Source organism: Marinicauda salina, from assembly GCF_003122085.1.
GTDB classification, from domain to species: Bacteria; Pseudomonadota; Alphaproteobacteria; order Caulobacterales; family Maricaulaceae; genus Maricicauda_A; species Maricicauda_A salina.
On record NZ_QEXV01000004.1, the window covers coordinates 87,859 to 111,913 of the forward strand.

24 protein-coding genes and 2 tRNA genes are annotated in these 24,055 nt (G+C 68.9%); 17 read left to right on the top strand and 9 right to left on the bottom strand.

Translation table 11 applies throughout. From position 1 onward, the window contains the following. Positions 1-82: 82 nt before the first annotated feature. On the bottom strand, positions 83-607 hold the full coding sequence (locus DDZ18_RS09685; protein WP_109253193.1) for a hypothetical protein: 525 nt from the start codon (positions 605-607) through the stop codon (positions 83-85). A 127-nt stretch (positions 608-734) separates the two neighbouring features. On the opposite strand from DDZ18_RS09685, the gene DDZ18_RS09690 reads away from it, so the two are divergent. Beyond that, the gene (locus DDZ18_RS09690; RefSeq protein WP_109253194.1) at positions 735-1,667 is read left to right on the top strand and encodes a LysR substrate-binding domain-containing protein; all 933 of its coding nucleotides are present in this window, start codon (positions 735-737) and stop codon (positions 1,665-1,667) included. A gap of 3 nt (positions 1,668-1,670) precedes the next feature. On the opposite strand, the gene DDZ18_RS09695 is transcribed toward DDZ18_RS09690, so the two are convergent. Continuing rightward, complete coding sequence (locus tag DDZ18_RS09695; protein ID WP_109253195.1) at positions 1,671-2,246, bottom strand: J domain-containing protein; 576 nt, start codon at positions 2,244-2,246, stop codon at positions 1,671-1,673. A 99-nt stretch (positions 2,247-2,345) separates the two neighbouring features. Here DDZ18_RS09695 and pdxH point away from each other — a divergent pair, with 99 nt between their 5' ends. Then, positions 2,346-3,023, top strand: coding sequence for a pyridoxamine 5'-phosphate oxidase (gene pdxH / locus DDZ18_RS09700; protein ID WP_109253196.1), 678 nt, complete (start codon positions 2,346-2,348; stop codon positions 3,021-3,023). A 55-nt stretch (positions 3,024-3,078) separates the two neighbouring features. After that, positions 3,079-3,888, top strand: coding sequence for a DUF1499 domain-containing protein (locus DDZ18_RS09705; protein WP_109253197.1), 810 nt, complete (start codon positions 3,079-3,081; stop codon positions 3,886-3,888). A gap of 7 nt (positions 3,889-3,895) precedes the next feature. Here the strand turns inward: DDZ18_RS09705 and DDZ18_RS09710 are convergent, their stop codons facing one another. Both DDZ18_RS09710 and DDZ18_RS09715 read right to left on the bottom strand, forming a co-directional pair. Then, positions 3,896-4,798, bottom strand: a complete 903-nt coding sequence (locus DDZ18_RS09710) for an MBL fold metallo-hydrolase (RefSeq protein WP_109253198.1) — start codon at positions 4,796-4,798, stop codon at positions 3,896-3,898. Further along, on the bottom strand, positions 4,798-5,727 hold the full coding sequence (locus DDZ18_RS09715; protein WP_109253199.1) for an ATP-grasp domain-containing protein: 930 nt from the start codon (positions 5,725-5,727) through the stop codon (positions 4,798-4,800). The genes DDZ18_RS09710 and DDZ18_RS09715 overlap by 1 nt, the downstream gene beginning before the upstream one ends. 84 nt (positions 5,728-5,811) lie before the next feature. On the opposite strand from DDZ18_RS09715, the gene DDZ18_RS09720 reads away from it, so the two are divergent. From DDZ18_RS09720 to DDZ18_RS09730, 3 genes are all read left to right on the top strand, one after another. Next, positions 5,812-6,045 carry a hypothetical protein gene (locus DDZ18_RS09720; RefSeq protein WP_109253200.1) on the top strand — a complete coding sequence of 78 codons (234 nt, stop codon included), beginning with the start codon at positions 5,812-5,814 and terminating at the stop codon, positions 6,043-6,045. Between the two features lie 154 nt (positions 6,046-6,199). Next, the gene (locus tag DDZ18_RS09725; protein ID WP_109253201.1) at positions 6,200-7,132 is read left to right on the top strand and encodes an ABC transporter permease; all 933 of its coding nucleotides are present in this window, start codon (positions 6,200-6,202) and stop codon (positions 7,130-7,132) included. Further along, positions 7,132-8,037 carry an ABC transporter permease subunit gene (locus DDZ18_RS09730; RefSeq protein ID WP_109253202.1) on the top strand — a complete coding sequence of 302 codons (906 nt, stop codon included), beginning with the start codon at positions 7,132-7,134 and terminating at the stop codon, positions 8,035-8,037. Before DDZ18_RS09725 ends, DDZ18_RS09730 begins: the two co-directional genes overlap by 1 nt. A gap of 6 nt (positions 8,038-8,043) precedes the next feature. On the opposite strand, the gene DDZ18_RS09735 is transcribed toward DDZ18_RS09730, so the two are convergent. Further along, on the bottom strand, positions 8,044-8,649 hold the full coding sequence (locus DDZ18_RS09735) for a hypothetical protein (protein WP_109253203.1): 606 nt from the start codon (positions 8,647-8,649) through the stop codon (positions 8,044-8,046). 193 nt (positions 8,650-8,842) lie between these two features. Between DDZ18_RS09735 and DDZ18_RS09740 the strand changes: the two genes are divergently transcribed. Together DDZ18_RS09740 and DDZ18_RS09745 are read left to right on the top strand one after the other, a co-directional pair. Next, positions 8,843-10,504: a peptide ABC transporter substrate-binding protein gene (locus DDZ18_RS09740; RefSeq protein ID WP_109253204.1), complete on the top strand. Its 1,662-nt coding sequence runs from the start codon at positions 8,843-8,845 to the stop codon at positions 10,502-10,504. Positions 10,505-10,513: 9 nt separating this feature from the next. Then, on the top strand, positions 10,514-11,695 hold the full coding sequence (locus DDZ18_RS09745) for a DUF3667 domain-containing protein (protein WP_109253205.1): 1,182 nt from the start codon (positions 10,514-10,516) through the stop codon (positions 11,693-11,695). Between the two features lie 61 nt (positions 11,696-11,756). Here the strand turns inward: DDZ18_RS09745 and sppA are convergent, their stop codons facing one another. Next, entirely contained in the window at positions 11,757-13,550 is a 1,794-nt protein-coding gene (gene sppA, locus DDZ18_RS09750) for a signal peptide peptidase SppA (protein WP_109253206.1), read from the bottom strand. Positions 13,551-13,677: 127 nt separating this feature from the next. Further along, positions 13,678-13,754, bottom strand: a tRNA-Pro gene (locus tag DDZ18_RS09755). A gap of 153 nt (positions 13,755-13,907) precedes the next feature. Between DDZ18_RS09755 and DDZ18_RS09760 the strand changes: the two genes are divergently transcribed. The 9 genes from DDZ18_RS09760 (at position 13,908) to DDZ18_RS09800 (ending at position 21,094) form a co-directional block, all read left to right on the top strand. Then, positions 13,908-13,982 (top strand) — tRNA-Gln (locus tag DDZ18_RS09760). A 550-nt stretch (positions 13,983-14,532) separates the two neighbouring features. Then, entirely contained in the window at positions 14,533-15,306 is a 774-nt protein-coding gene (locus tag DDZ18_RS09765) for a DUF3450 domain-containing protein (protein ID WP_109253207.1), read from the top strand. Positions 15,307-15,330: 24 nt separating this feature from the next. After that, positions 15,331-16,728 (top strand): MotA/TolQ/ExbB proton channel family protein, encoded by a 1,398-nt coding sequence (locus DDZ18_RS09770; protein ID WP_109253208.1) that lies wholly within the window; start codon positions 15,331-15,333, stop codon positions 16,726-16,728. A gap of 12 nt (positions 16,729-16,740) precedes the next feature. Then, positions 16,741-17,262, top strand: coding sequence for a MotA/TolQ/ExbB proton channel family protein (locus tag DDZ18_RS09775; RefSeq protein WP_109253209.1), 522 nt, complete (start codon positions 16,741-16,743; stop codon positions 17,260-17,262). Positions 17,263-17,265: 3 nt separating this feature from the next. Next, the gene (locus DDZ18_RS09780) at positions 17,266-17,676 is read left to right on the top strand and encodes an ExbD/TolR family protein (RefSeq protein WP_109253210.1); all 411 of its coding nucleotides are present in this window, start codon (positions 17,266-17,268) and stop codon (positions 17,674-17,676) included. 21 nt (positions 17,677-17,697) lie between these two features. Then, entirely contained in the window at positions 17,698-18,102 is a 405-nt protein-coding gene (locus DDZ18_RS09785) for an ExbD/TolR family protein (RefSeq protein WP_109253211.1), read from the top strand. Positions 18,103-18,115: 13 nt separating this feature from the next. Continuing rightward, complete coding sequence (locus tag DDZ18_RS09790; RefSeq protein WP_109253212.1) at positions 18,116-18,736, top strand: energy transducer TonB; 621 nt, start codon at positions 18,116-18,118, stop codon at positions 18,734-18,736. Between the two features lie 51 nt (positions 18,737-18,787). Next, positions 18,788-20,326: a tetratricopeptide repeat protein gene (locus DDZ18_RS09795; RefSeq protein WP_158272124.1), complete on the top strand. Its 1,539-nt coding sequence runs from the start codon at positions 18,788-18,790 to the stop codon at positions 20,324-20,326. Between the two features lie 159 nt (positions 20,327-20,485). Then, complete coding sequence (locus DDZ18_RS09800; RefSeq protein ID WP_109253213.1) at positions 20,486-21,094, top strand: energy transducer TonB; 609 nt, start codon at positions 20,486-20,488, stop codon at positions 21,092-21,094. A gap of 63 nt (positions 21,095-21,157) precedes the next feature. Here the strand turns inward: DDZ18_RS09800 and DDZ18_RS09805 are convergent, their stop codons facing one another. Both DDZ18_RS09805 and msrB read right to left on the bottom strand, forming a co-directional pair. Further along, complete coding sequence (locus DDZ18_RS09805; protein WP_109253214.1) at positions 21,158-23,455, bottom strand: S9 family peptidase; 2,298 nt, start codon at positions 23,453-23,455, stop codon at positions 21,158-21,160. Between the two features lie 56 nt (positions 23,456-23,511). Continuing rightward, on the bottom strand, positions 23,512-23,919 hold the full coding sequence (gene msrB, locus DDZ18_RS09810; RefSeq protein ID WP_109253215.1) for a peptide-methionine (R)-S-oxide reductase MsrB: 408 nt from the start codon (positions 23,917-23,919) through the stop codon (positions 23,512-23,514). Positions 23,920-24,055: the final 136 nt, after the last annotated feature.

Here is a 24,055-nt window from a genome sequence, read left to right on the forward strand (position 1 = left end):
GGAATGAGGCGGCGTCAGGGGCCCGCGCGGCGTCCGGTCGGTCGAAGGGCGCCGCCGGCGCGGGGAACGAAACGGGCGGACGTCAGCCGGGATAGGGCAGGGAGGAGTGGTGGAGATTGATCCGCAGATCGCCCTCGGCGTCGCGGACATAGCCGAAGGTGTACTCGACCTTCACCTCTCCGCCCGACGGGTCGGTGAAGTAGTAATTGCCCATCGCCACGGCGCTGTCGGCGTCGGTGATCACGCCCTCGTTCTCGAAGCGGACCGCCGTCCAGGGATTGATGGCGAACCCGCCGTCCTCGGCGACGATCCCGCCGACGAAGTAGGAGTGGGCCTCGTCGAAGGATCCGCGGAATTGGTCGTCGGCGGCCTTGGTCGGTTTGAACAGCACGTCGCCGAGATCGTAGGCGTAGAGGGTCTCCAGATGCTCGGCGGCGGCGGTTTCGTAATCGCCGTCGGCGGCGTGAACCTCGCCGATGCGCACGATGCCCGCGCCCCAGGCGGCCTGGGCGGATTCGACCTCAGCGACGGTGATCGGCTGGGCGAGCGCCGGGGCGCTGACCGCCAGGGCCGCGACGGCGGGGAGAAGAGCGGGGAGGAGCTTCATCTCGGTATCTTCCTTGTCAGGCTTTCGAGCCGGCGGGTCCGGCCCTCGTCGCGGAGACAAGTAAGCGGCCTGACAATCGCTACAACCTGGTTGAATCGATATTGATGATCGGTTTATCCTATCGCCGATGCGGGCAAACGGGCCGACCCTTCGACAACTGCGCTATCTCCTCGCGCTCGAGGCGGAGGGGACGTTCCGGCGCGCCGCCGAGGCCTGCGGCGTCAGCCAGCCCTCTCTCAGTGAACAGATCGGCGCCCTCGAAGCCGAGCTCGGGCTGCGACTGGCGGAGCGATCCCGACCGAAGCTGACGCTCACGCCGGCGGGCCGCGAGATCGCCGACCGCGCCCGGCGGGTCCTGCAGCAGGTCGACGAGCTCACGGCGTTCGCCGCGCAGGCCGCCGGCGGTTTTTCGGGCACGCTGAAGCTGGGCGCGACCTTCACCGCCGGGCCCTACCTGCTGCCGCGCGTCGTCGCCCGGCTTCACAGCGACTATCCCGATCTGCGGCTCTACGTGCGGGAGTCGACCCCGGCGCGGCTCGTCGACGAGCTGCTGCGCGGCGAGCATGATCTCATCCTGACGCAACTGCCGGTCCAGGCGGCCGGCGTCGAGGTGCGGCGGGTGCTGCGCGAGCCGTTGCGCCTGGCCGTCGCGGCCGATCACCGCTTCGCTGGCCGCGAGGCGGTCGACGTGTCGGAGCTGACCGGCGAGCCGGTGATCACGCTCAGCCCCGAATACCTGCTGCATCACCAGATCCGCCGGCTGTGCGAGGATGTCGGCGCGCGGCTTCTGGCCGACTACCAGGGCACGAGCCTGGACGCCGTGCGCCAGATGGTCGGGATGGGCATGGGGGCGAGCCTGCTGCCGGCGCTCTATGTCGCGTCCGAGGGGCGTCGCCGCGAGGAGGTCGCGATCCTGAAGCTGACCGGGCGCGAGGTCAGCCGGGCGATCGGGCTGGTCTGGCGCCAGGGCGCGGCGGCCGGGGAGCACTACGAGCGGCTGGCCGAGCTGATGCGCGACGTGGTGCGCGCCGAGTTCGACGAAATCCAGGTGCAGCGCTGAGGATCACGCCACCGACTTGCGCACCCAGTTGGCGAAGCGCGCCGCCGGCGAGGCCTTGACGAACTTCTCGTAGAAGGCGCCGAGCGTCCCGCCCTCGACATCGGCCTGGGCGCGGGCGGCGGCCTCCTCGAGCTCGCGCTGCTTGCGCTCGCGGGCTTCGCGCTCCTTCGGGCCCTCCTCCTCGCCGCCGTCGACCATCTCGTCGCGGACATTGAGGATGATGCGCCACTTGGGATCGCCCATCGGCACGATGATCGCGCCCGTCTTGGAGAACGGCAGCATGCGGATCATCACCGTGCGCTCGCCGACATCGACCGTGCGCAGCCCGCCCTTGCGGGCCTCTTCGGGCGTCACGCCGAGCTCGAAATAGCGCGGCGCGTGGTGGCGCAGGAGCTCGTAGGCCTTGAGCATGCGCTGGAGCGCCTTGAGCGTCTCGGCGGTCGCCGGCTCCTCGGACGTGTCCGGGTGCACGCTCTTGACGCGCTTGCGGAACGCGGACTTCACGGTTTCGAAGTCCTCGTCGCCCCGCAATCCGAGAGCCTTGTAGGCTTCGCGTATGACGCTCTCGTGCACTTTCATGACCCGTCACTCATAAGCGATGTCCGTTGGCGAAAGGTTGACGCGGCGGGCGGGACGGTTAGCTCTCTGCAAGCCTTCATCCAGCCCGGAGCTCCCGCCATGGCCGGCAAGGACGCCATCCCGCCCAGCCCGAGCGAGGCCGATTACGCGCGCGACGCAAACGAGGCCGGCGAGGACATCTTCGCCCGCGAGGATCCCTTCGCCCTGTTCGGCGACTGGCTGGCGGCCGCCCGCGAGAAGGAGCCCAACGATCCCAACGCGATGGCGCTGGCGACCGCCGACGCCGAGGGGCTGCCGGACGTGCGCATGGTGCTCCTGAAGGGTTTCGATGCGCGCGGCTTCGTCTTCTACACCAACACCGAGAGCGCGAAGGGAAGCCAGCTTGGCGAGAATGCGCGCGCGGCGCTGTGCTTCCACTGGAAGAGCCTGCGCCGGCAGGTGCGCGTGCGCGGGATCGTCTCGCAGGTCTCCGACGCCGAGGCCGACGCCTATTTCGAGAGCCGCGCCCGCGACAGCCGCATCGGCGCCTGGGCGTCGAAGCAGTCGCGCCCGCTGGAGAGCCGCTTCGCGCTCGAGAAGCAGGTGGCGAAATACGCGGCGAAGTTCGCGCTCGGACGCATTCCGCGGCCGGAGTTCTGGACCGGCTATCGCGTCGCGCCCCTGAGCATCGAGTTCTGGCGCGACCGCGCCTTCCGCCTGCACGACCGCATGGCGTTCCGCCGCGAGGCCGCGGGCGAGGAATTCGGTCCGTGGCGGGTGGTGCGGCTGTATCCGTAACGCCGGTTCGGCTATATTAACCCTGTCGCAATCGCGTCGGCTGTCGGGGCTCGGGATGAACAATCTTCTAGGATACGCGCGCCGCGCGGCGCTGGCGCTCGCATGGCTCGCGGCGATCGGGACGCCGATCTGGTTTCTCGTCGCGGCGTTCGGCACGAAGATGGCGCTTCTGGACTGGCGCGTCGGCTTCGGGCTGATGACCTATCGCTGGGGGTCCAACATCCTCATCGCCGCGCTGGCGATCGGCCTCGTCGCGCTCGGGCTGGTGATCTACGAGCGCGTGCGCGGCGGCCGGTCTTCGGGCGGCATCCTCGCGCCGGTCCTGGCGATCCTCGTCGGCGCGGCGGGCATCGGCTACGGCATGTATGTCCGGGCGGCGGCCTCCGACATCCCGCCGATCCACGACATCACCACCGACACCCAGGACCCGCCGGGCTTCACCGAGGCGCTGATCCGCCGCCGCGGACCGGACGCCAACCCGGTCGATTACGACGCCAAGACCGATCCGCGCACCGGCGAGCCCCTGCCGGCGGTGCAGGCGGAAGCCTATCCCGACATCGCCCCGATCCGGCTGTCGGTCTCGCCGGAGACCGCCTACGAGACCGCGATCGAGGTCGGCCGCAACATGGGCTGGCGGCTGACGACGGCCTCCGACGACGAACTCATGTTCGAGGCGACCGCGGAGACCTTCTGGTACGGCTTCGAGGACGACATCTCGGTGCGCGTGCGTCCGGACGGATCGGGCGGATCGGTCGTCGACGCCCGCTCGGTCTCCCGCGTCGGCCAGTCCGATCTCGGCGCCAACGCCGACCGCCTGCGTCGCTTCTCGGAACGGCTGCGCGACCGCGTCGGCGCGGCGGACTAGAGCTGGCTCACGCCGAATTCCGGTAGACGCTGTCGAGCCCGGGCGCCCCGTCGCAGGCGACGCGGCCCCGTTCGACCAGGTGGATCAGGTGGGCGAGCACCGAATGCGCCGCCGCCGGGTGCAGCCGCTTGTCGACGTCGGCGTACATCGCCTCGACCATGTCGCGGATGCGCGTCCGCCCTGCGGCGATCTCGGCGAGGATCTGCGCCTCGCGGCCCCGCCGGTGATCGATATACGCGTCGAGGAACGGCGCGGGATCGTCGACGGGCGGCCCGTGCGTCGGCCAGAGCCGGTCGAAGCCGGCCGCGCGAATGCGCTCGAGCTGGGCGATGTAGTCGCCCATGTGGCCGTCGGGCGGGCTGACCACGGAGGTCGACCAGCCCATGACGTGGTCGCCGCAGAACAGCGCGTTCTCTTCGGCCAGCGCGAAGCAGACATGGTTGGAGGTGTGGCCGGGCGTGTGCATCGCCTCGAGCGTCCAGCCCGGGCCCTCGAAGCGGGCCCCGTCGGCGATCAGCACGTCGGGGCTGAAGCCGTGATCGTCGCCGGCCTCGATGCGCACCTCGCCGCCCGAGGGTTCGGTCGGCGCCGGCGTCATGCCGTGAACGCGGCAGCCATGCTTGTCCGCCAGCGGCGCGGCGAGCGGCGAGTGGTCCAGGTGGTGGTGGGTGACCAGCACGCAGGCGACGCGCTCGCCTTCCAGCGCGGCGTCCAGCGCGGCGATATGGTCCTCGATGACCGGCCCGGGGTCGATGACGGCGACCTCGCCGCGGCCGACGATGTACACGCCCGTGCCGGTATAGGTGAACGGGCCGGGATTGGGCGCGACGACGCGGCGGACGCGCGGCGTGAGCTGATCGCAGCGGCCGTATTCGAAATCGAAGTCTCGCTTGAACGGGATGCTGGCCATCAGGCGGAGTCTCCGGCGGCGAGGCGGTCGGCGTAGCCGCGCAGGGCGCGGGCGAGGCGTCGCGTGGCGGTCATCTTGTCCCTCAGCGGCAAGGCGATGGGCGGTCCCATGTCGGTCTTGTTGACGTCGACGATCCAGAGCGCGCCGTCGCGGCGGTCGCGCAGCACGTCGACGCCGCCCCAGTCGAGGCGCATCGCGGCGAGAAATCGCTTCAGGAAGGCGATCTCGTCGGGGCTGAACACCGCTTGCGTCTCGAGCAGGCGGACCTCCGTGTTGGCGTTCTCGAAACGGCGCTCGGCCGGCCGGCGCTTCATGAAGACCAGCGGAATCTCGCCGCCGATCGTGGGGCAGCGCAAATCCTCGACGCAGCCGTCGTCGGCGACGGCGTCGACCAGGCGCTGATAGACGCGCTCCGGCCGCGGCGCGAGGGGAGCCGTCACGATGCGGCCGTCATGGGCGCCGTTGATCTCCGACTTCTCCACCACCGGCCCGCGGGCGCGGCCGGGATCGAGCGCGAGGCGCCGCCCCGAGACCGATTCGAACACCGCGGCGACGTGCGATTTCGAAACATCGCCGCAGCCGCCGTTGAGGACGCGCAGGCCGGCCGGCTCGGGCGGCGCGCCGGTCGTGGCGTCCTCGAAGAAAAAGGCGAGATCGGCGTCGGCGGGGCTGTCCGCCAGGCGCAGGCCGGCGAGCTGGACGACCGGCCAGACGAGATACCAGGGCCGCGGCCGGTCGGGGGCGAACCAGACGCGCGGGCCGTCGGCGCGGACGTCCCGGCGGGCGGCCTCGATGCGCAGGTGATAGATCAGCCAGTTGAGGAATTCGGCCGCCAGGCCGGGGCCGAGCGGCAGCGTCACGCCGGTCTTGCGGACCCGCATCGCGCCGTCGCGCACCTCGAAATCGCGCCACCAGGCGGTCGCCGTCATGAGTCGCGTGTCTCCCTCCGCACGCCGAATCTAGAGCGGCCGCGCGCAGGCGCAATTCACGCCGCATCACGAGCGGCGCGAAGCTTGCGTGATCGATCGCGCCCGACCGAGTCGCGAAGGGAGGCCGAGCTGGACCGGGAAACGCCGATCCGCCGCATCGCGGGATTCCTGATGGCGCGCGTGCGCCTGATCCTCGCGGCGAGCCTGGCCGCGGCGCTGATCAAGCTCGCCGCGGCCGCGCCGGGCGTCGCCCCGGAGCCGGCGGCCTCGCCCGGCGGCGCCAGCGCGGTGATCGCCCATTGCCGGTTCGATTGCTGAAACGTGGCGTTGCGATGACGCCGACCTGCCCGCGCGGTTATCCGGAAAGTCTTGTCTTTTATATGAAAATCATCCCCACTGCGAAGCTCTGTTGATCGCGGCGGGCCGAGCGCCGACAAAACGGACTTCCTCAGAGGGGCGTCTCCACAAGCACATGTACGGCTACGTCGCACGTCGCATACTGGTCGCGATCCCGACCGTTCTCGTCATCATCACGGTGGCGTTCTTCATGATGCGCGTCGCCCCGGGCGGCCCGTTCGACCTCGAACGCCCGATGCCCGAGGAGATCCGCCAGAACATCCTGGCCGCCTACGGCATGGATCAGCCGGTCTGGAAACAGTATCTCGACTATCTCGGCGGGCTGGCGCAGTTCGATCTCGGCCCGTCGCTGAAATTCCGCGACAAGACGGTCTCCGACATCATCTCGGAAGGCTTCCCGGTCTCGGCGACCATCGGGCTTCTCTCGATCACGCTGGCGCTGGCCGTGGGCTCGATCCTGGGCTCGCTCGCCGCGCTGAGGCAGAACCGCCCGACCGATTACGGCGTGATCGGCTTCGCCACCGTGGGCATCGTCATCCCGCCCTTCGTTTCGGGCCCGATCCTGGCGCTGGTGTTCGGCCTCTATCTCGGCTGGCTGCCGTCGGGCGGACTCGACCCGCGCTTCGGCATGACGCCCGAACGCCTGGTCCTGCCCGTCGTCACGCTGGCGCTGCCCCAGATCGCGATCATCACGCGGCTGATGCGCGCCTCGATGATCGAGGTGATCCGCTCGAACTATATCCGCACCGCGCGCGCCAAGGGGCTGTCGGGGCCGGCGGTGATCTTCAAGCACGCGCTCAGGAGCGCCATCCTGCCGCTGATCAGCTATCTCGGCCCGGCGTCGGCGGCGCTCCTGACGGGGTCGATCGTGATCGAGCAGGTCTTCCAGCTGCCCGGCATCGGCCGGCAGTTCGTCCAGGCCGCGCTGCAGCGCGACTACACCGTCGTGATGGGCGTGGTGATCCTCTACGCCACGCTGATCATCGTGCTCAACCTGATCGCGGACCTGCTCTACGCGGTCCTGAACCCGAAAGTGAAGTACGACTGATGGTGCTCACCTCAACCCCGACGGAGAAGGCCGCGCTGATGGAGCAGAGCGCGGTGAAGGGCCGCTCGCTCTGGGACGACGCGCGCGCGCGCCTGCTGCGCAACAAGGCCGCCGTCGCCGGCATCGTCGTGCTGGCCGTGCTGATCGTTCTGGCTTTTCTGGGCCCGCTGCTGTGGATCCACGACTCGGCCTTCATCTATCGCGACCGCGTCCAGCTGGGTCCGACCTTCGAGCACGGCCACATCTTCGGAACCGACGCGCAGGGCCGCGACCTGTTCGCGCGCACGCTGGTGGGGCTGCGCATGTCGCTGATGGTGGGCGTCGTCGCGACGATGGTGTCGCTGGCGATCGGCGTGCTCTGGGGCGCGACGGCCGGCTTCATCGGCGGGCGCGTCGACCAGCTCATGATGCGCATCGTCGACGTGCTCTACTCGCTGCCCTTCATCTTCTTCGTGATCATCCTGATGGTGGTGTTCGGCCGGAACATCATCCTGATCTTCGTCGCCATCGGCGCGGTCGAGTGGCTGACCATGGCGCGGATCGTGCGCGGCCAGACCATCTCCCTGAAGAGCATGGAGTTCGTCGAGGCCGCCCAGGCCGCCGGGGTGAGCCAGATCGCGATCATCCGCCGCCACATCGTGCCCAACGTGCTCGGGCCGGTCGTCGTCTACGTGACGCTGACCATCCCCGTGGTGATCCTGGCGGAGAGCTTCCTGAGCTTCCTGGGCCTCGGCGTGCAGGAGCCGCTCACCTCGCTGGGCAACCTGATTTCGAACGGCGCGCGCGACATGGAGGTCGCGCCCTGGACGCTGATCGTGCCGGCGCTGACGATGATGCTGACGCTGTTCTGCTTCAACTTCATCGGCGACGGCTTGCGCGACGCGATCGATCCGAAGGACCGTTAGATCGCCTCAGTCGTCGCGGCGCGCCCGGAAGGCGCGCGGGTTGTGGCTCAGCGTCATCATGAAGCTGCCCAGCGAGGCGCGGCGGATCTCGGCGGTGAGGCCGTCGAGCCGGCTGCCGCGCGGCACCGGGATGCGCGTCGAGTCGAGCTGGCGCCAGACCTGGCCGTTCTCCAGGGTCACGACGAGATCGCCGCGCCGGGTCCGGCGCACCGAGTCCACAGGCAGGTGGCGCAGCTCGTCGATCTCGCCGCTGCGGTCGCGCACCAGCTCGACGCCGTCGTCCTGCACCTCGACCGTTTCCGATTCGCCGTCGCCGCGCGCGAAGATGCCGCTCAACCCGGGCAGGCTCGGCAGCGAGATGCCGAACGAATCGCGCTCGACGGCGGTGACGCGCTCGCGTTCGACGATGACGAGCCGGCCGCTGTCCACGGCGTCGGCGAAGGCGGCCACCTGCGTATCGAGGCAGGCGGCCCGCTCGGCGTCGTCGGCGATGTCGCGGCACGCCAGGAGCGCCTCGACGGTGGGCGATTCCTCCAGGTCCTGGGCCGCCGCGGCGGCGCTTGCGGCAAGTCCGGCGAGGACGGCGGCGGCGGGCGTGGCGAGGCGGGTCATCGGCTGCTCCGATCCGGGTCGTTGAACGCTTTGTGATACTATCAACCAGCCGGCGTCGGCGTGTCGATGAATCGTGTTCACTCTTGCGTCACCTTATTGAAGCAATACTCTCGCTCGCAAAGCTGACAAGGTTCGGCGCGCCGGCTGGGGAGCTGTGGCGCGATCGAGCGCGTGCGAAATGGGGAGAGCATTCATGAATCAGGTTCCGAGACTGACGCGCTGGCTGGCGCTCGGCGCGTCGACGCTGGCCCTCGCCGCATGCGGCGGCGGAGACGAGCGTCCGGATCCCGACGCCCTGGTTCTCCACCGCGGCAACGCCGCCGAGCCGCTGTCGCTGGACCCCCACAAGGCGAACGGCACGTGGGAGAACAACATCATCGGCGACATGTTCATCGGCTTGTTCACCGAGGACCCGGCGGGCGAGCCGATTCCCGGCATGGCCGACAGCTGGGAAGTCTCCGACGACGGCCTGGTCTGGACGTTCGAGCTGCGCGACGCGCAGTGGAGCGACGGCGAACCGGTGACGGCCTACGATTTCGAGTACGCCTTCCAGCGCATTCTCGACCCGGCGACGCTGGCCCAGTACGCCTCGCTGCTCTACCCCATCAAGAACGCGCGCGCGGTCAACACCGGCGCGATGACGCCCGACATGGTGGGCGTCGCCGCGATCGACGCCGACACGCTCCAGATCGAGCTCGAATTCCCCGCGCCCTACCTGCCCGGACTGCTCACCCACTACACGACCTATCCCGTGCCGCGGCACGTCGTCGAGGAGCACGGCGACGCGTGGGTGCAGCCGGCGAACATCGAGACCAACGGCCCCTACAAGCTCGTCGAGTGGCGCGCCAACAACTACGTCCATGTCGAGCGCAACGAGTATTTCTGGGGCGACCAGAACGTCTGCATCGACGAGGTGTACTACTATCCCACCGTCGACATGCAGGCCGCCGAACGGCGCGTGCGCAACGGCGAGCTGGATCTCAACACGGACTTCGCCGGGCAGAATCTCGACTTCCTGCGCGAGCAGGCGCCGGACTATGTCCGCGTCCACCCCTATCTCGGCACGGTGTATTTCTCGGCCAACACGCTGGTCGAGCCGCTCGACGATCCCGACGTGCGCAACGCGCTGGCCATGGCGATCGACCGCCAGTTCATCGCCGACGAGATTCTGCGCGCGGGCCAGATCCCGGCCTATTCCTTCGTGCCGCCGGGCGTGAACGACTATCCGGACACCGCTCAGGTCGCCTGGGCCGACACGCCCGTCGAGGAGCGCCGCGAGACCGCGCGCGAGATCCTCGAGGCGGAGGGGTTCGGCCCGGACAACCCGCTGCGCTTCGAGTTCACCTTCCGCGCCACCGGCGACAATCCGCGCATCGCGCCGGTCGTGCAGCAGGACTGGGAGTTGATCGCCGACTGGGTGGATGTCGAGATCGCCCAGATCGAGACCCAGATCCACTACTCGAACCTGCGCTCGGGCGACTACGAACTCGGCGACGGCGGCTGGATCGGCGACTACAACGACGCCTACAACTTCCTCTTCCTCGCCGAGAGCGGGTCCATCCCGATGAACTATTCGCGGTGGAGCAACGAGGAATTCGATACGCTCGTCGACCGGGCCAACCGGACCCTGGACGCCGAGGAGCGCGGCCGCCTGCTCGCCCAGGCCGAGCAGCTCATGCTCGATTCGATGCCCTACCTGCCGATCGTGTTCTACGTGAACAAGGCGCTGGTGAACCCGCGGGTCACCGGGTGGGAGGACAATGTCGTCCACATCCACCGCACGCGGTATCTCTGCTTCGAGGGCGTCGAAACCGCCGGGGAGGGCGCGCCGGGCGGCCAGGACGCCGCCGGCTAGCGATCACGGATGGAAGAAGACGTCGATGACGCCGCCGGGACCGCCGCAGAGCACGCCGCGGCGGCGGCCATCGCGTCGGGCGGCGGCGTGCGGGCGCGCCAGTCCCGCCCCTCGGCGTTCGAGTCGGGGCGGCCGCCGGGCTATTGCTCGAACTGCGGCGCGCGGCTGCGCGGGTCGGTCTGCCATGTCTGCGGCCAGGTGGCCGACGCCTATCACCGCCCCTTCTTCTCCCTGGTCGGCGACGTGTTCGACGGGCTGTTCTCGCTGGACGGCCGGGTCGCGCGCACGCTGCCCGCGCTGATCGCGCGGCCCGGACGCGTCAGCCGGCTCTATCTCGAGGGCGCGCGGGCGCGCTTCGTGCCGCCCTTCCGCCTCTACATCATCGCCTCGCTGGTCTTCTTCCTGCTCCTGCCGTTCGCGATGGGCGGGCTGTCGTTCGACGCCGACGGCGTCCGGCTGGGCGGCGATCCCGTCGCCGAGCTGGAGGCCGCGCGCGAGGCGGGAGAGATAAGCGAGGCCGAGCACCAGGAGGCGCTCGAAGCCCTCGAGCGCGCCGAGGCCGTGCTCGCCCGGCCGGGCGCGGCCCCGGACGAGACCGCCGGACGGGACGAACCGGCGTCGCCCTCGCCCGATGGCGAACCGGCGACGGCCGGCGAAGCCGATTTCTCCTTCGACGATCCCGAGTCGATCCGCCGGTCTTTCGCGCCGGAGGATTACGGCCTGCCGCCGCCCGAGACGACGACGCTGTCGCTGCCCGTGCGGCGCTTCATCGGCGAGCGCGCCGCCCGGCTCGCCGCCGATCCCGCCCGCTGGGGCGAGGAGATCATGGCCTGGGCGCCCCGGCTGATGTTCCTGCTGGTGCCCGTCTATGCGGGGCTGCTGGCGCTGAGCTACGCGTGGCGGCGGGGCTTCTTCTTCTACGACCACCTGATCGTGTCGCTGCACTTCCACGCCGCGCTGTTCCTGGTGATGACCGCGCTGATCCTGGCGGGACCGCTGATCGGCGGCGGGCTCGGCTTCGCCGTGCTGGCGATCTACTCCAACGTCTATCTCTACCGGATCCACCGGGTCGTCTATCGACGCGGGCGCATCACCTCGGTCCTGCGGACGATCGCGCTCGACATCGTCTACTTCTTCGTCCTGCTGATCGGACTGCTGGTTCTCATGGCGCTCGGCTTCGCCTCGCTGTGAGCGCAGACGAAAACGCCCGCCGGCGGACCGGCGGGCGTTTCCGCGCCGGGTCGGCGAGGATCTAGCGGGGCTGTTCCTCGCCGGCGTAGAGCGAGACGCCGGGCCGGGCGGCCTGCTCGCGCATGCGGATGGCCTCGCGCACGCCCGGGGTCTGCATCAGCGCGTTAAGCCGCGCCGCCGCCTCGGCGCTCTCGGCGGTCACGCCGAACAGCTCGCGGAAGGCCTCGAGCGGCGTGGGCCGGCTGGGGAAGGCGCGCACGCGGATCGCCTCGTCGGGATCGATGCCGGCGATTTCGCGCGCGGCCTCGACGGCCTCGTAGAGCCCGCCGATGCGGTCGACGAGGCCCAGCTCGTGCGCCTGCGCGCCGGTCCAGACCCGGCCGCGGGCGATCTCCTGAACCCGCTCCAGCGGCAGGTCGCGGCCGTCGGCGACGCGCTCGGTGAAGTCCTCGTAGACGTCCTCGGCGAGGGTGTAGAAGGCCTCGCGCTGGGCTTCCGTCCATTCCTGCTGCGCCGACCAGGCCAGCGTGTAGTCGCCGCCGACATGCAGCGGCTCGATGTTCATGCCGACATTGTCGAGCGTGCCGTCGATGACGATCTTGCCCGCCAGCATGCCGATCGAGCCGGTGATCGTCGTCGCGTTGGCGACGATGAGATCGGCCGGCGCCGAGATGTAGTAGCCGCCCGACGCGGCCACCGAGGCCATCGAGACGATCACCGGCTTGCCGGCCTCGCGGGCGCGGATGACGGCGTCCCAGACCTGGTCGGAGGCGATGGCCGAGCCGCCGGGGCTGTCGACGCGCAGGATGATGGCGCGCACCGAATCGTCGTCGACGGCGTTCTGGATCGCCTGCGCCATGCGGTCGCCGCCGATCATCTCGCCGCCGCCGAATCCGCCGTCGCCGTCGCCGGTCACGATCGGGCCCTGGCCGCCGACCAGCGCGACCACGGGGCCCGAGCCGCGGCCGCCGCGCGGCGCGGCGCGGGCGTAGCGCTCGATCTCGACGAAGGACGCCGACTCGTCGCCGGCGCGTTCGCGCGCCGCCTCGCGGGCCGCGACGACATGGCCGAGCCGGTCGATGAGGCCGGCCTCGAGCGCCTGTTCGGCCGAACGCGGACCGGTCTCGATCAGCGTCGTCAGGGTCTCGGCGTCCATGCCGCGGTCGTCGGCGAGTCCGGCGACGGCCGAATCGAGGATCGAGCCGAGATAGGACAGCGTCGCTTCGCGGTGCGCCTCGGTGTAGTCGCTCTCGGTGTAGGTGTTCGCCGCGTTCTTGTATTCGTGGAACTGGAGGAATTGCGGCACCGCGTCGAACTGCTCGAACAGGCCGCCCAGGAAGGGCGTCTCCACGGCCAGCCCGGTGGCGGCGAAATTGGCGGTGTCCTGCAGCCACAGCTCGTCGACGCCGCCGACGGCGAAATAGTTGGTCACCGTTGTAGCCTCGAATCCCTGGGCGTGGGCGAGCACGAACTTTCCGGACTCGGAGAAGCGGGCGAAGGCCGCGCGCAGCTCCTCGGCCTGGCCGGGGCTCATGCCGAACTCGTTGGCGCGCACGAAGACGCCCGCCACCCGGTCGTCGTCGGCGGCGCGTTGGAGCGTCATGACGATCTCGGTGATCGCCAGCGGCTCGGCGTAGGCGAAGGGCGAGCGCGACGGCTGGTCGATCCGGGGTTCGCGCAGGTCCAGCTCCAGAATCATCGGCTCGTCGGGCAGGCCGGGCGCCTCGGCCTCGACATTCTGCATCGCGGATCCGATGAGCGCGCCGATCATGAAGATCAGCAAAATGACGGCGAGGACCGATCCGACGATGACGCCGACGACCGATCCGAAGAATGTAATCCAGAACTGTTTCATGATCCCCTCGCGCCGTCCCGTGCGGCGTCTCTTGTCCTAGCAGACAAGTTAGGGCTTCGCCCGACCCGGGTCGAGTGCGCGAGCGCGATCGATCGTGTAGGAGCCGCGTCGGGATCGCGGCGCTGGATGGTCGGAGCAGCAGGATTTGAACCTGCGACCCCCGCCTCCCGAAGACGGTGCTCTACCAGGCTGAGCTATGCTCCGATCAGGGCGCGGCTTATATCGGAGGCTTCCCGCCGACGCAATCTGCGTCGCGCCGATTTGTGCAGGCGAATCCGGACGCGGCGCGATCGGTGCAGGCGCGGCGTTGCATCGGGGCGCCGACCGGGCTATCTAGCCCGCCCGGACGAACACCGGTGGGGCGTAGCCAAGTGGTAAGGCAGCTGGTTTTGGTCCAGCCATTCCCAGGTTCGAATCCTGGCGCCCCAGCCATTTCCTCCCGGCCCCGGCCCCTCACGAGTCAGTGATTGCATTTCAGAGTCCCGCGCGCGCACGCGGGCCGGAGAAGGGCAGGGAAAAGCCGAAGCGTATCAAGTCGGCACAGCGTCGAGATGCGCGGCGCGCCCGATTTTCATTTATCGTTAACCGACTCGTCGCGGACGGCGCGTTTCAGCGGAAAGCTGTCGCAAAATCGCCACCCTTTACGCGGAGAATGAAAATTGCAGCTGTGCATCGGCCGGCGAGGCGCAGCATCCGCGGTTGATTGCTGAGCGAAGCCGGTGCTAGCGTCCGATCTGACGTCGACAGACGATCTGATCTGGACAACAAGACGGCGGATCAACGCCGCAATGACAGGGGATGAAACGAAAATTTCATTCCCGGTGTGTTTGACGGCGGCTTTCGGGCCGCGCCGGCGCGTGATCGCGCCGGTTCGTGTGTAGGGGGCCGAAGCCGTCGCGGAGACGTCGGCGCAGGTGAGATAATTCGAGGGTAACCGAAAGCGCGCGGGCGACGGCTCGCGCCGGCTACTGTGAGGCGAGACATGTCAAAAACTCTGTACTGGATTCGCAGTTCGCTGGCGGCTGGAGCCGCTGCGGCCGCGATCGCGGGCGCGTCCGGCGCGCAGCAGCTCGACCAGGCGCTGCAGGTCGCGCAGCAATCGACTGAAGAGGGGGCTCAGGCGCAGGAGCAGATCGATGCGGTCGCCGACCGCGCCGACAACCTCGAGCGCGAGTATCTGGCGCTGCGCGAGCAGATCGAGTCCCAGCGGGTCTATCTCGAGCAGCAGCGCGTGTTCCTGCAGTCGCAGGAGAACGAGCTCACCGAGCTCGAGCGCCAGCTCGAGCGCGTCCAGACGATCGAGCGCGACCTGACGCCGATGCTGCTCGAGATGTATGTCCGTCTCGAGGAGTTCGTCGATCAGGACCTGCCTTTCCAGATGGAGCAGCGGCGCAACCGCCTGGCCGACATCGAAGAGGTGCTCGGCGAGGCGAACGTCTCGCCGGCCGAGAAGTACCGCCTCATCCTCAACGCCTTCGAGATCGAATCCTCCTACGGCCGCTCGCTGCGGGCCTACGGCGAGGAAGTCGAGATCGACGGCGTGCCGCGCGAGGCCGACATTCTTCAGATCGGCCGCGTCGCCCTGATCCGCCGGATCGGCGGCGACTACCAGATCCTCACCAAAGACAATCCGGAGTGGCGGGACGTGCCGGGCGGCGCGACCGCCGGCCTTCAGCGGGCGTATCGCATCGCTGAAGAGGTCACCACGCCGGAAGTGTTCGTGGCGCCGCTCCCCGGGCCCCAGCAGGCTCAATAAGCGGCCGAGACGGAGATTCTAGCGATGAAAAAACTCAGCACCCTTGTCGCGGCCGTCTCGATCGGCGTGTCGCTGACCGCCGGAGCGGCTTTCGGCCAGGTCGACCGCGAACCGGTCACCTCGATTTCCGAGCTTCTGGACCGCGTCCGCGCCGACCGGCGTGACCGCGCGGCGGAGAACCAGGAGCGCCTCGAGGAGTTCCGCGCCGAAGCGGGCCGCCAGCAGGCGCTGCTCAACCAGGCCCGGGCGACGCTCAGCTCGCTCGAGCAGCAGGCCGCCGACGCCGAGGCCCAGTTCGAGGAGAACTCGGCGCGGATCGCCGAGCTCGACCAGCAGCTCCGCGAAGAGCAGGGCGCCTTTGGCGAACTGTTCGGCGCGGCGCGCCAGTCGGCGGGCGAATTCGCCTCGATCATCGAATCCTCGATCGTGTCCGCCCAGTATCCGGGCCGTCACCGCGTCCTGCGCGACGTGGCCGAGAGCCGCACGCTCCCCGAGCGCCGCGAGCTCGACCTGATCTACGAGCGCATGATCGACGAGATGAACGCGCAGGCGGAGGTCGTGACCTTCCCCGCGCAGGTCCTCGGCATGAATGAAGGCCAGGACGTTCCGGTGACGCGCGTCGGCCCGTTCGTCGCGTTCGCCATGGACGGCGGCCCGGCCTACGTGCAGTGGACCACCGACGAGGAGAACCGCGCGGCCGGCTACCGGCTCGCCGAGCTCAAGCGCCAGCCTCCGGGCCGCCTGCTCGACGCGGCGCGCACGCTCGCCAACGCCGATCCCGGCGAACTCGTCGCCGGTCCGGTCGACCCGTCGCGCGGCGCGCTGCTGGGCATCTACAAGGACGTGCCCAACCTGCAGGAGCGTTTTAATCAGGGCGGCATCGTGGCGAAGATCATCGCCGGCCTGTTCATCTTCTCGGTCGTGTTCGGTGCGTGGCGCCTGCTGGTGCTGCTCGGCGCCAACAGCGCGATCAACGCGCAGAAGCGCAAGTCCAACGCCTCCAAGGGCAATGCGCTCGGCCGCATCATGCTCGCCTATGAAGAGGTCAAGGACCGTCCGGTGGAGACCATCGAGCTCAAGCTCGACGAGGCCATCCTGCGCGAGACGCCGAAGTTCGAGTTCGGGCTCAACTTCCTGAAGCTCGCCGCGGCCGTCGCGCCGCTGCTCGGCCTGCTCGGCACCGTGACCGGCATGATCCGGACCTTCACCCAGATCACGCTGTTCGGCACCGGCGACCCCCGCATCATGGCGGGCGGCATCTCCGAGGCCCTGGTTACGACCGTGTCCGGCCTGATCGCGGCGATCCCGCTCCTGTTCATCCACTCGTTCGCCGCCAGCTTCGCGCGCGGCGCTCAGCAGACGCTGGAAGAGCAGGCCGCGGGCATCGTGGCGCGTCACGCCGAAGAGCGGTCCGGCGGCTAGAGGAGCCATACGATGGATTTCCAAGGCGCTTTCTCAAGCCTGCAGGAATTCCTCGAGCGCGGCGGACCGGTCCTTCTGTGGATCATGGCGCTGACCTTCGTGATGTGGGCGTTCATTCTCGAGCGGCTGGCCTATTTCGGCTTCGCTCACAAGCAGGTGGCGGACAACGCGCTCCGGGAGTGGGGGTCGCGCAGCGATCATCACTCCTGGTACGCCCACGCCATCCGCGATCAGCTCATCTCGGAGGTGCGGCTCAAGGCCGACCAGAACGTGGAGCTGATCAAGACGCTCGTCGCGGCGGCTCCGCTGTTCGGTCTGCTGGGTACGGTCACGGGCATGGTCGCGGTGTTCGACGTGATGTCGATCTCCGGATCCTCGGACGCGCGGGCGATGTCCGCCGGCGTGGCCCGGGCGACCATTCCTACCATGGCCGGCATGGTCTCCGCGCTCTCGGGACTCCTGTTCTCCAACCAGATCGAACGGATGGCGAAACAGCGCGTCCACGAGCTGGCTGACGATCTCGAAGTGGAGTAAGCCATGCGCAGGAGCAGGCGGAAGGGGGATGATCAGGCCGACGTCAACATGACCCCCATGTTGGACATCGTCTTCATCCTTCTCATCTTTTTCATCGTGACCGCGACCTTCCTGCAGGAGCAGGGGATCGACATGCAGCCGCCGCCTCCGAGCGAAGATCAGCCGGAGGAGTCGAACCCGGTGATCCTGGTTCAGATCAACGACCGCAATCAGGTCTACGTGAACCAGGACCCGACGAGTTCGCTGCGCGTGCTCGCGGCCGTGTCGCGCGTCCGTGCGGAACAGCCGAACTCGGCGGTGCTGATCCAGCCCACCGACGAGGCCCATCACGGCATCGTGGTCCAGATCTGGGACGATATGCGCGCGAACAACATTCCGGTGTCGATTCAGCGCGCGAACGAGGCCGAGAGCTAGGCCTCGAAGGGAGACGAAAGCATGGCGCGACGCCAGAGCCGCGTATTGCAGGATGACGAGGACGTCGAACTGAACATGACGCCGATGCTGGACGTCGTGTTCATCCTCCTCATCTTCTTCATCGTGACCTCGGTCTTCGTGAAGGAGCCCGGAGTCGAAGTCGAACGGCCCGCCGCGGTCACCCAGGAGCGGGAGCGCCCGACGATTCTCGTCGCGGTGACCGGCGCCGACGAGATCTGGATCAATCGTGACGTCTACGAGATGAACCAGATCCGGACGGTGCTCGAGCAGCTCCTTTCGGAGAATCCCCGCGCCGAGGCGATGATCCAGGGCGACCAGGAAGCCCCCGTGGGCACGGTGCTCGACGTTCAGGAAATGCTGCTCGAGATGGAGGTGCCCGTCACCATCTCCACGCAGGAACCGTAGGGAGGACGACGTCATGGCCAGTCTGATCCGTCTGATCATCGGCGTGCCGATCGCTGCGGTCGTCACCTTCCTGCTGTTCATGCTGATGCAGCGCCTGATCTTCACCGAAGAGGTGAGGCCTGAGGAGGCCGGCGAAGAGCTGCGCATCTCGATCCGCGAGGACGTCGAGGAGGTCGATGTGCGCCAGCGCGAGCTGACGCCGGACGACGTCGAGGACGTCGAGCCGCCGCCTCCGCCGCCGCAGATCGAGCGCCAGGCCGCCGAGCAGCCGAGCGAGGACCTCTCGACGATCGTCGGCGAGATCCCGGAATTCGAGAACCCGCAGCTGACCGGCGCGGACGTGAGCTTCAACGTCTCCGACCGCGACGCCCAGCCGCTGGTGCGGATCCCGCCGCAATACCCGCCGCGGGCCGCCGAGCGGAACATCGAGGGCACCTGCCAGTTCACGTTCGACGTGACGCCCGACGGCACGCCGACGAACATCCAGATCATGCAGTGTGACAGCTCGCTGTTCGAGCGGGCCTCGATCCGCGCGGTCGAACGCTGGCGCTACGAGCCCAAGATCGTCGACGGCAACGCGGTATGGCGCCGCGGCGTGGTGAGTTCGTTCGACTTCCAACTTGAAGATGGATAAGGCGGCGCGGCCGGCGAGGGGCCGGCCCGCGACGCTCCGAGGAGCTTCATGATGACACGATCGAAAGCCGTCGATCCGACGTGGGTCTTCCGCGTTCTGAGCGCCCTGCTTCTCGGAAGCGCGCTCGTGCTGGCCGGCGCCGCCGCCGTTCACGCGCAGAGCGACGACGACGAGGAGGAGCAGGAGCAGGATCGCACCTTCTCCAGCCGCCTTGGCGAGCTCATGCTCGAGGTCCAGGAATACCTGGAGAACGAGGAGCAGCAGCAGGCGCTCGAAACGCTCAACCGCATGCTGACGATGGAGCCGTCGCCCTACGAGCGCGCGGTCATCCTGCAGCAGCGCGGCGCGATCTACTTCCAGCGCGATGACCTGCCCCGCACCATCCAGGACTTCCAGGGCGCCATCGCGACCGGCGCGCTGAGCCTCGACGAGGTGACCAACCTGCGGGTCAATCTCGGCCAGCTGCTGATCGCCGAGGAGGACATCCAGGGCGGCATCCGCCAGCTCGAGCTGGCGCTGGAGAACGGCGCCGAGCTCAACGCGCGGCTGGCGCGCCTGCTCGCCCAGGCCTACGCCCAGGCGGAGGACTATCGCGAGGGTCTCCAGTACGCCGAGTTCTGGTACGAGAACGATCCCGACAAGTCGGTCAGCGAATACTCGCTGATGCAGTTCTACTACCAGCAGCTCAACCGGCCGGCCGACGAGCTGCGCGTCGTGCGCGAGCAGGTCAACGCCTATCCCGGCAACCGCCAGGCCTGGCAGAACCTCGTCGCGCTCTATGCGCGCACCGAGCAGAACCAGCTCGCCTTCGAGGCCAACAAGCTGATGTATCTCAACGGCCTGTTCGAGGAGTGCAACGAGCTCTACCGGCTGGCCCAGTACTACAGCTTCTACGAGAACCCGTTCCGCGGGGCGACGATCCTCGAGCGCGAGATCAACGCCGGCCGCTGCGAGGGCACGACCGAGCAGCTCGAGACGCTGGCAAACATGTGGCGCCAGGCCGCCGAGTTCGATCGCGCCATCCCGGTGCTCGAGCAGATCTCGCAGCAGACGGGCGAGGGCGACACCGCGCTCAAGCTCGCCGAGGCGCACTACCAGCTGAACAATTTTGAGGCCGCCGAAAGCGCCTTCGAGACCGCGCTCAATCGCGGCGGGCTGGATCAGCCCGGCGAGGCCTGGGTGCTGCTGGGCACGGTGCGCTACGAGCTCGGCGACAGCCAGGGCGCGCTGGCCGCGTTCCGTGAGGGCGCCCGTTTCCGCGCCGCCCGAAGCCAGGCCAATGGCTGGATCAGCTTCGTCACCTCGCAGATCGAGGGCGAGCAGCGCCGCGCCCTGCAGCGCGAGCAGGTGCTCATCGACGAGTGCCGGCTTACGCTGGAGGCCGAGCGTCGCCAGCTGGTGCTGGTCGGCGAGGTCGACGCCGAGGGCCGCGTGAGCTTCCCGGAGGATTCGATCCCCGAGCGCTGCCGGGCCTATTTCAACCAGTTCGGCGAGCAGTACCGCGAGGCGGGCATGACCGACGAGCAGGCCGAAGCCGCCCGCCGTCAGCTCGAGCGCGCCGCGCAGCAGTCTTCCGAGGAAGCCGGCTGATCGGCCGATCTTCGAAACGGACCGGAAAGGCCCCGGCGGATCCCGCCGGGGCTTTTTCATGCGCGGCGGGGAATTCGCCTCCGGCGCGATCTCGCCGCAATTCGGCCCCATCCTGATCACGCTCCGGGCGCCAGACCCGGACTGAAAGGGAGGCCGACCATGACCGCCAGTCTGAGACGCATCGCCGTGTGGGGCCCCGCCGCCGCGGCGGTGACCCTGCTTCTGTTCATGCTCATGCAGGTGCTGATCGCCACCGAGGTGATCCCGCCGCCGGCCGCGCCGGAGCGGCTGCGCGTCGCGATCAGCGACGTGGTGAAGCCCTACCAGCCGGAACCGATCGGGATCGACGATATCGAGCGAAGCGATCCGCCGCCGCCGCGGCCCGATATCCGCGAGGTCGACCGCGGCGACGCGCCGGGCGATTTCGGGTCGGGCTACATCGCCCCGGCGGGGCCGGGTCCCGAAACCGGCCAGGTCGAGCCGGTCGCGATGGTCGGGGGCTCGACGCCGCTGGTGCGCGTTCCGCCGGCCTATCCCGCCGCGGAGGCCTCGCGCGGGATCGAGGGCCGCTGCGCGGTGCGTTTCGACGTGCTCGCCTCGGGCCGGGTGACGAACATCCAGGTGACGGCGTGCGACAGCCGCGGCTTCGCCCGGGCGACGGAGAGCGCGGTGGCGCAATGGCGCTATCGCGCCGATCCGACGCGCAACCCGGACACCGTCGCGCTCCGCGGCGTCAGGACCGAGCTGGTGTTCGAGCTGCGCGACTAGCGCAAGAAAATGCGGCGGCGTCGCGCGACGCCGCCGCTTGCTCTCACCGCGCCGGGACGGCCGCTACTCGGCGGCTTCCTCGGACTCGCCCTCGGGCCGTTCGGCGGCCGCATCGGCCAGCCCCACGGTCATGAGCGCGAAGGTGTAGTCCTCGGCCCGCTCGCGCAGGGCGTCGAAGCGCCCCGACGCGCCGCCGTGGCCCGCGCCCATGTTCGTGCGCAGCAGGGTCAGCCCGTCGTCGGTGCGCCGCTCGCGCAGGCGCGCGATCCACTTGGCCGGCTCCCAGTAGGTCACGCGCGGGTCGGTCAGCCCCGCCGTGGCCAGCACGTGGGGATAGTCCTGGGCGCTCACCTGGTCGTAGGGCGAGTAGGACTCGATGTAGTCGTAGGCCGCCTCGTCGTTGAGCGGATTGCCCCATTCGGGCCATTCCGGCGGCGTCAGCGGCAGCTCGGCGTCGCTCATCGTGTTGAGCACGTCGACGAAGGGCACCGCGCCGATGGCGCCGGCGAACAGCTCCGGCGCCTGGTTGATCGCCGCGCCGACGAGCAGGCCGCCCGCCGATCCGCCGTAGGCGACCATGCGGCCCTCGCTGGTATAGCCCTCCTCGACCAGGGCGCGGCCCGCGTCGACATAGTCGTTGAAGGTGTTGCGCTTCTGGTCGAGCTTGCCGTCGAGATACCACTGGTATCCGCGCGCCATGCCGCCGCGGATATGGGCGATGGCGAAGATCATGCCGCGATCGACCAGCGACAGCCGCGTCGTCGAAAAGCCGGCCGGGATGGTGATGCCGTAGGAGCCGTAGCCGTAGAGCAGCAGCGGCGCCGAGCCGTCGATCGGCGCGCCCTCGCGATAGAGGATGGTGACCGGGATGCTCGCCCCGTCGCGGGCGGTCGCCTCGATGCGGCGGACGACATAGTCCTCCGGATCGTGGCCGGACGGGATCTCCTGCGTCTTCAGGAGCGTGCGCTCGCGGCTCGCCATGTCGTAGTCGAAGATCGATTCCTGCGTCGACGGGCTCTCGTAGGAGAAGCGCAGCGTGTCGACGGCGTACTCGTAGCCGGCGTCGATCCCCAGCGAATAGGCGTCCTCGTCGAACGCGATCTCGTGCTCCTCGTCGGTTTCGAGATTGCGGATCACGATGCGCGGCAGCGCGTCGGCGCGCTCCGAACGGACCAGCCAGTTCTCGTAGCCGACCATGCCGTTGACCAGCACGCCGGGCCGGTGGGCGATGGTCTCGGTCCAGTTCTCCGGACGCGGATCGTCGAGCGGAGCGGTCATCACCTTGAAGTCGACCGCGCCGTCGCGATTGGTGCGCACCCAGAACCGGCCGCCGGCCTCGGTGAGATCGTACTCCACGCCGGATTCGCGCTCGGCGACCAGCATCGCCTCGGCGGTCGGGTCGTCGGCGTCGATCAGGCGGACCTCCGACGTCGTGTGGTCGCTCGCCGAGATCTCGATATAGCTGTCGCCGTCGGTCTTGCCGACACCGAGGAAATAGCCGTCGTCGGCCTCCTCGTAGACGAGCTCGGGTTCGGCGGCGTCGAAGGCCTGGCGATAGACCCGCTTGGGCCGGTTGTTGTCGTCGCGCCAGACCCAGAAGATCGTCCGGGAATCATTGGCCCATTCGAGCGAGCCGTAGCCCTCGTCGGTGAGCGTGGCGACGTCCTCGCCGCTCTCCAGGTCGCGGATCTTGATTTCGTAGAACTCGGAGCCGGCCGTATCCACCGCGTAGGCGAGCCAGCGATGGTTCGGCGAGTGCTCGACCGCGCCGAGATCGAAATACTCGAAGCCCTCCGCGGCGGCGTCGCCGTCGAGGATGATCTGCTCCTCGCCGGAGATCTCGCCGTTCTCGTCGGCGGGGCGGCGCGCGAAGACCGGATACTGCCCGCCCTCGCGGAAGCGGGTGTAGTAGAACCACGGCCCGTCGCGCTCGGGCACGGAGGAATCGTCCTCCTTTATCCGTCCGCGCATCTCCTGGAAGATCGTCTCCTGGAGCGCTTCGGTCGGCGCCATGACCTCGTTGTAGTAGGCGTTCTCGGCCTCGAGATGGGCGCGGATGTCCTCGCGCAGCACGCTCGGATCGCGCATCACCTCCTGCCAGTCATCATCGCGCAGCCAGGCGTACTCGTCGGTGCGGGTGCGGCCGAGTTGCTCGATCTCGACCGGGCGCCGCTCCGCCGTCGGCGCCTCGAGCGTGCGGGCGCGCGCGATCAGGTCGACGCTGTCTGGGGCGGCTTGATCGGACATGGCGGTCTGGTCTGCTCCATCGTCTCGGGTGTCGGCGGGCTGGCCGCAGGCGGCGGCGAACGCCGCGGCGGCGAGGGTCGCGGCGCGCGCGAACCCGGTCCGAAGTCGGTTCATCTATCTGTCCCGCGCCGGCGAGCCCGCGCGGCCCCTCCTGGTGATCGCAATGGGCGCTAGTCTTCGCCGCTCTCGGGGCGGAAGTCCAGAACCGCGCCGTTGGCGCACCAGCGCTCGCCCGTTGGCGGCGGCCCGTCCTTGAAGACGTGACCCAGATGGGCGCCGCAATTGGCGCAGTGGAACTCGGTGCGCGGCAACAGCAGGCGGAAGTCGCGCTTGGTCTCGGTGGCGGAGTCGTCCAGCGGCGCGAAGAAGCTCGGCCAGCCCGAGCCGGACTCGTACTTGGCTTCCGAGGAGAACAGCGCTTCGCCGCACACCGCGCAGTGGAAGCGCCCCGGTCGTTTCTCGTCGTTGAGCGGGCTGGAGCCGGGCGGCTCGGTCGCCTCCTCGAAGGCGATGGCGCGCTGCCCGGCATCGAGCCCGGCCTTGAGCTCTTCGATGCGGGTCCTGTCGAGGCGGGGCATTGTCGGCCTCCCTGCTCGGCGTCGTCCCCATTCTATATGGGCGCGCCCCGCGAGTCCGCCCAGCGCCGCGGTTCGGAAAGCCACGCTTCGTTAACGCCGCGTTGGGAGACTGTCGGTCTCGTATCCGGGACGAGAC

Coding starts and splice junctions, on each gene's coding strand:
- DDZ18_RS09705 (WP_109253197.1), top strand. CDS start 3,079: ATGAACAATCTTCTAGGATACGCGCGCCGCGCGGCGCTGGCGCTCGCA.
- msrB (WP_109253215.1), bottom strand. CDS start 23,919: ATGCCCCGCCTCGACAGGACCCGCATCGAAGAGCTCAAGGCCGGGCTC.
- DDZ18_RS09730 (WP_109253202.1), top strand. CDS start 7,132: ATGGTGCTCACCTCAACCCCGACGGAGAAGGCCGCGCTGATGGAGCAG.
- DDZ18_RS09710 (WP_109253198.1), bottom strand. CDS start 4,798: ATGGCCAGCATCCCGTTCAAGCGAGACTTCGATTTCGAATACGGCCGC.
- DDZ18_RS09735 (WP_109253203.1), bottom strand. CDS start 8,649: ATGACCCGCCTCGCCACGCCCGCCGCCGCCGTCCTCGCCGGACTTGCC.
- DDZ18_RS09785 (WP_109253211.1), top strand. CDS start 17,698: ATGGCGCGACGCCAGAGCCGCGTATTGCAGGATGACGAGGACGTCGAA.
- DDZ18_RS09800 (WP_109253213.1), top strand. CDS start 20,486: ATGACCGCCAGTCTGAGACGCATCGCCGTGTGGGGCCCCGCCGCCGCG.
- DDZ18_RS09715 (WP_109253199.1), bottom strand. CDS start 5,727: ATGACGGCGACCGCCTGGTGGCGCGATTTCGAGGTGCGCGACGGCGCG.
- sppA (WP_109253206.1), bottom strand. CDS start 13,550: ATGAAACAGTTCTGGATTACATTCTTCGGATCGGTCGTCGGCGTCATC.
- DDZ18_RS09765 (WP_109253207.1), top strand. CDS start 14,533: ATGTCAAAAACTCTGTACTGGATTCGCAGTTCGCTGGCGGCTGGAGCC.
- DDZ18_RS09775 (WP_109253209.1), top strand. CDS start 16,741: ATGGATTTCCAAGGCGCTTTCTCAAGCCTGCAGGAATTCCTCGAGCGC.
- DDZ18_RS09725 (WP_109253201.1), top strand. CDS start 6,200: ATGTACGGCTACGTCGCACGTCGCATACTGGTCGCGATCCCGACCGTT.
- DDZ18_RS09685 (WP_109253193.1), bottom strand. CDS start 607: ATGAAGCTCCTCCCCGCTCTTCTCCCCGCCGTCGCGGCCCTGGCGGTC.
- DDZ18_RS09690 (WP_109253194.1), top strand. CDS start 735: ATGCGGGCAAACGGGCCGACCCTTCGACAACTGCGCTATCTCCTCGCG.
- DDZ18_RS09745 (WP_109253205.1), top strand. CDS start 10,514: ATGGAAGAAGACGTCGATGACGCCGCCGGGACCGCCGCAGAGCACGCC.
- pdxH (WP_109253196.1), top strand. CDS start 2,346: ATGGCCGGCAAGGACGCCATCCCGCCCAGCCCGAGCGAGGCCGATTAC.
- DDZ18_RS09695 (WP_109253195.1), bottom strand. CDS start 2,246: ATGAAAGTGCACGAGAGCGTCATACGCGAAGCCTACAAGGCTCTCGGA.
- DDZ18_RS09805 (WP_109253214.1), bottom strand. CDS start 23,455: ATGAACCGACTTCGGACCGGGTTCGCGCGCGCCGCGACCCTCGCCGCC.
- DDZ18_RS09740 (WP_109253204.1), top strand. CDS start 8,843: ATGAATCAGGTTCCGAGACTGACGCGCTGGCTGGCGCTCGGCGCGTCG.
- DDZ18_RS09770 (WP_109253208.1), top strand. CDS start 15,331: ATGAAAAAACTCAGCACCCTTGTCGCGGCCGTCTCGATCGGCGTGTCG.
- DDZ18_RS09790 (WP_109253212.1), top strand. CDS start 18,116: ATGGCCAGTCTGATCCGTCTGATCATCGGCGTGCCGATCGCTGCGGTC.
- DDZ18_RS09780 (WP_109253210.1), top strand. CDS start 17,266: ATGCGCAGGAGCAGGCGGAAGGGGGATGATCAGGCCGACGTCAACATG.
- DDZ18_RS09795 (WP_158272124.1), top strand. CDS start 18,788: ATGACACGATCGAAAGCCGTCGATCCGACGTGGGTCTTCCGCGTTCTG.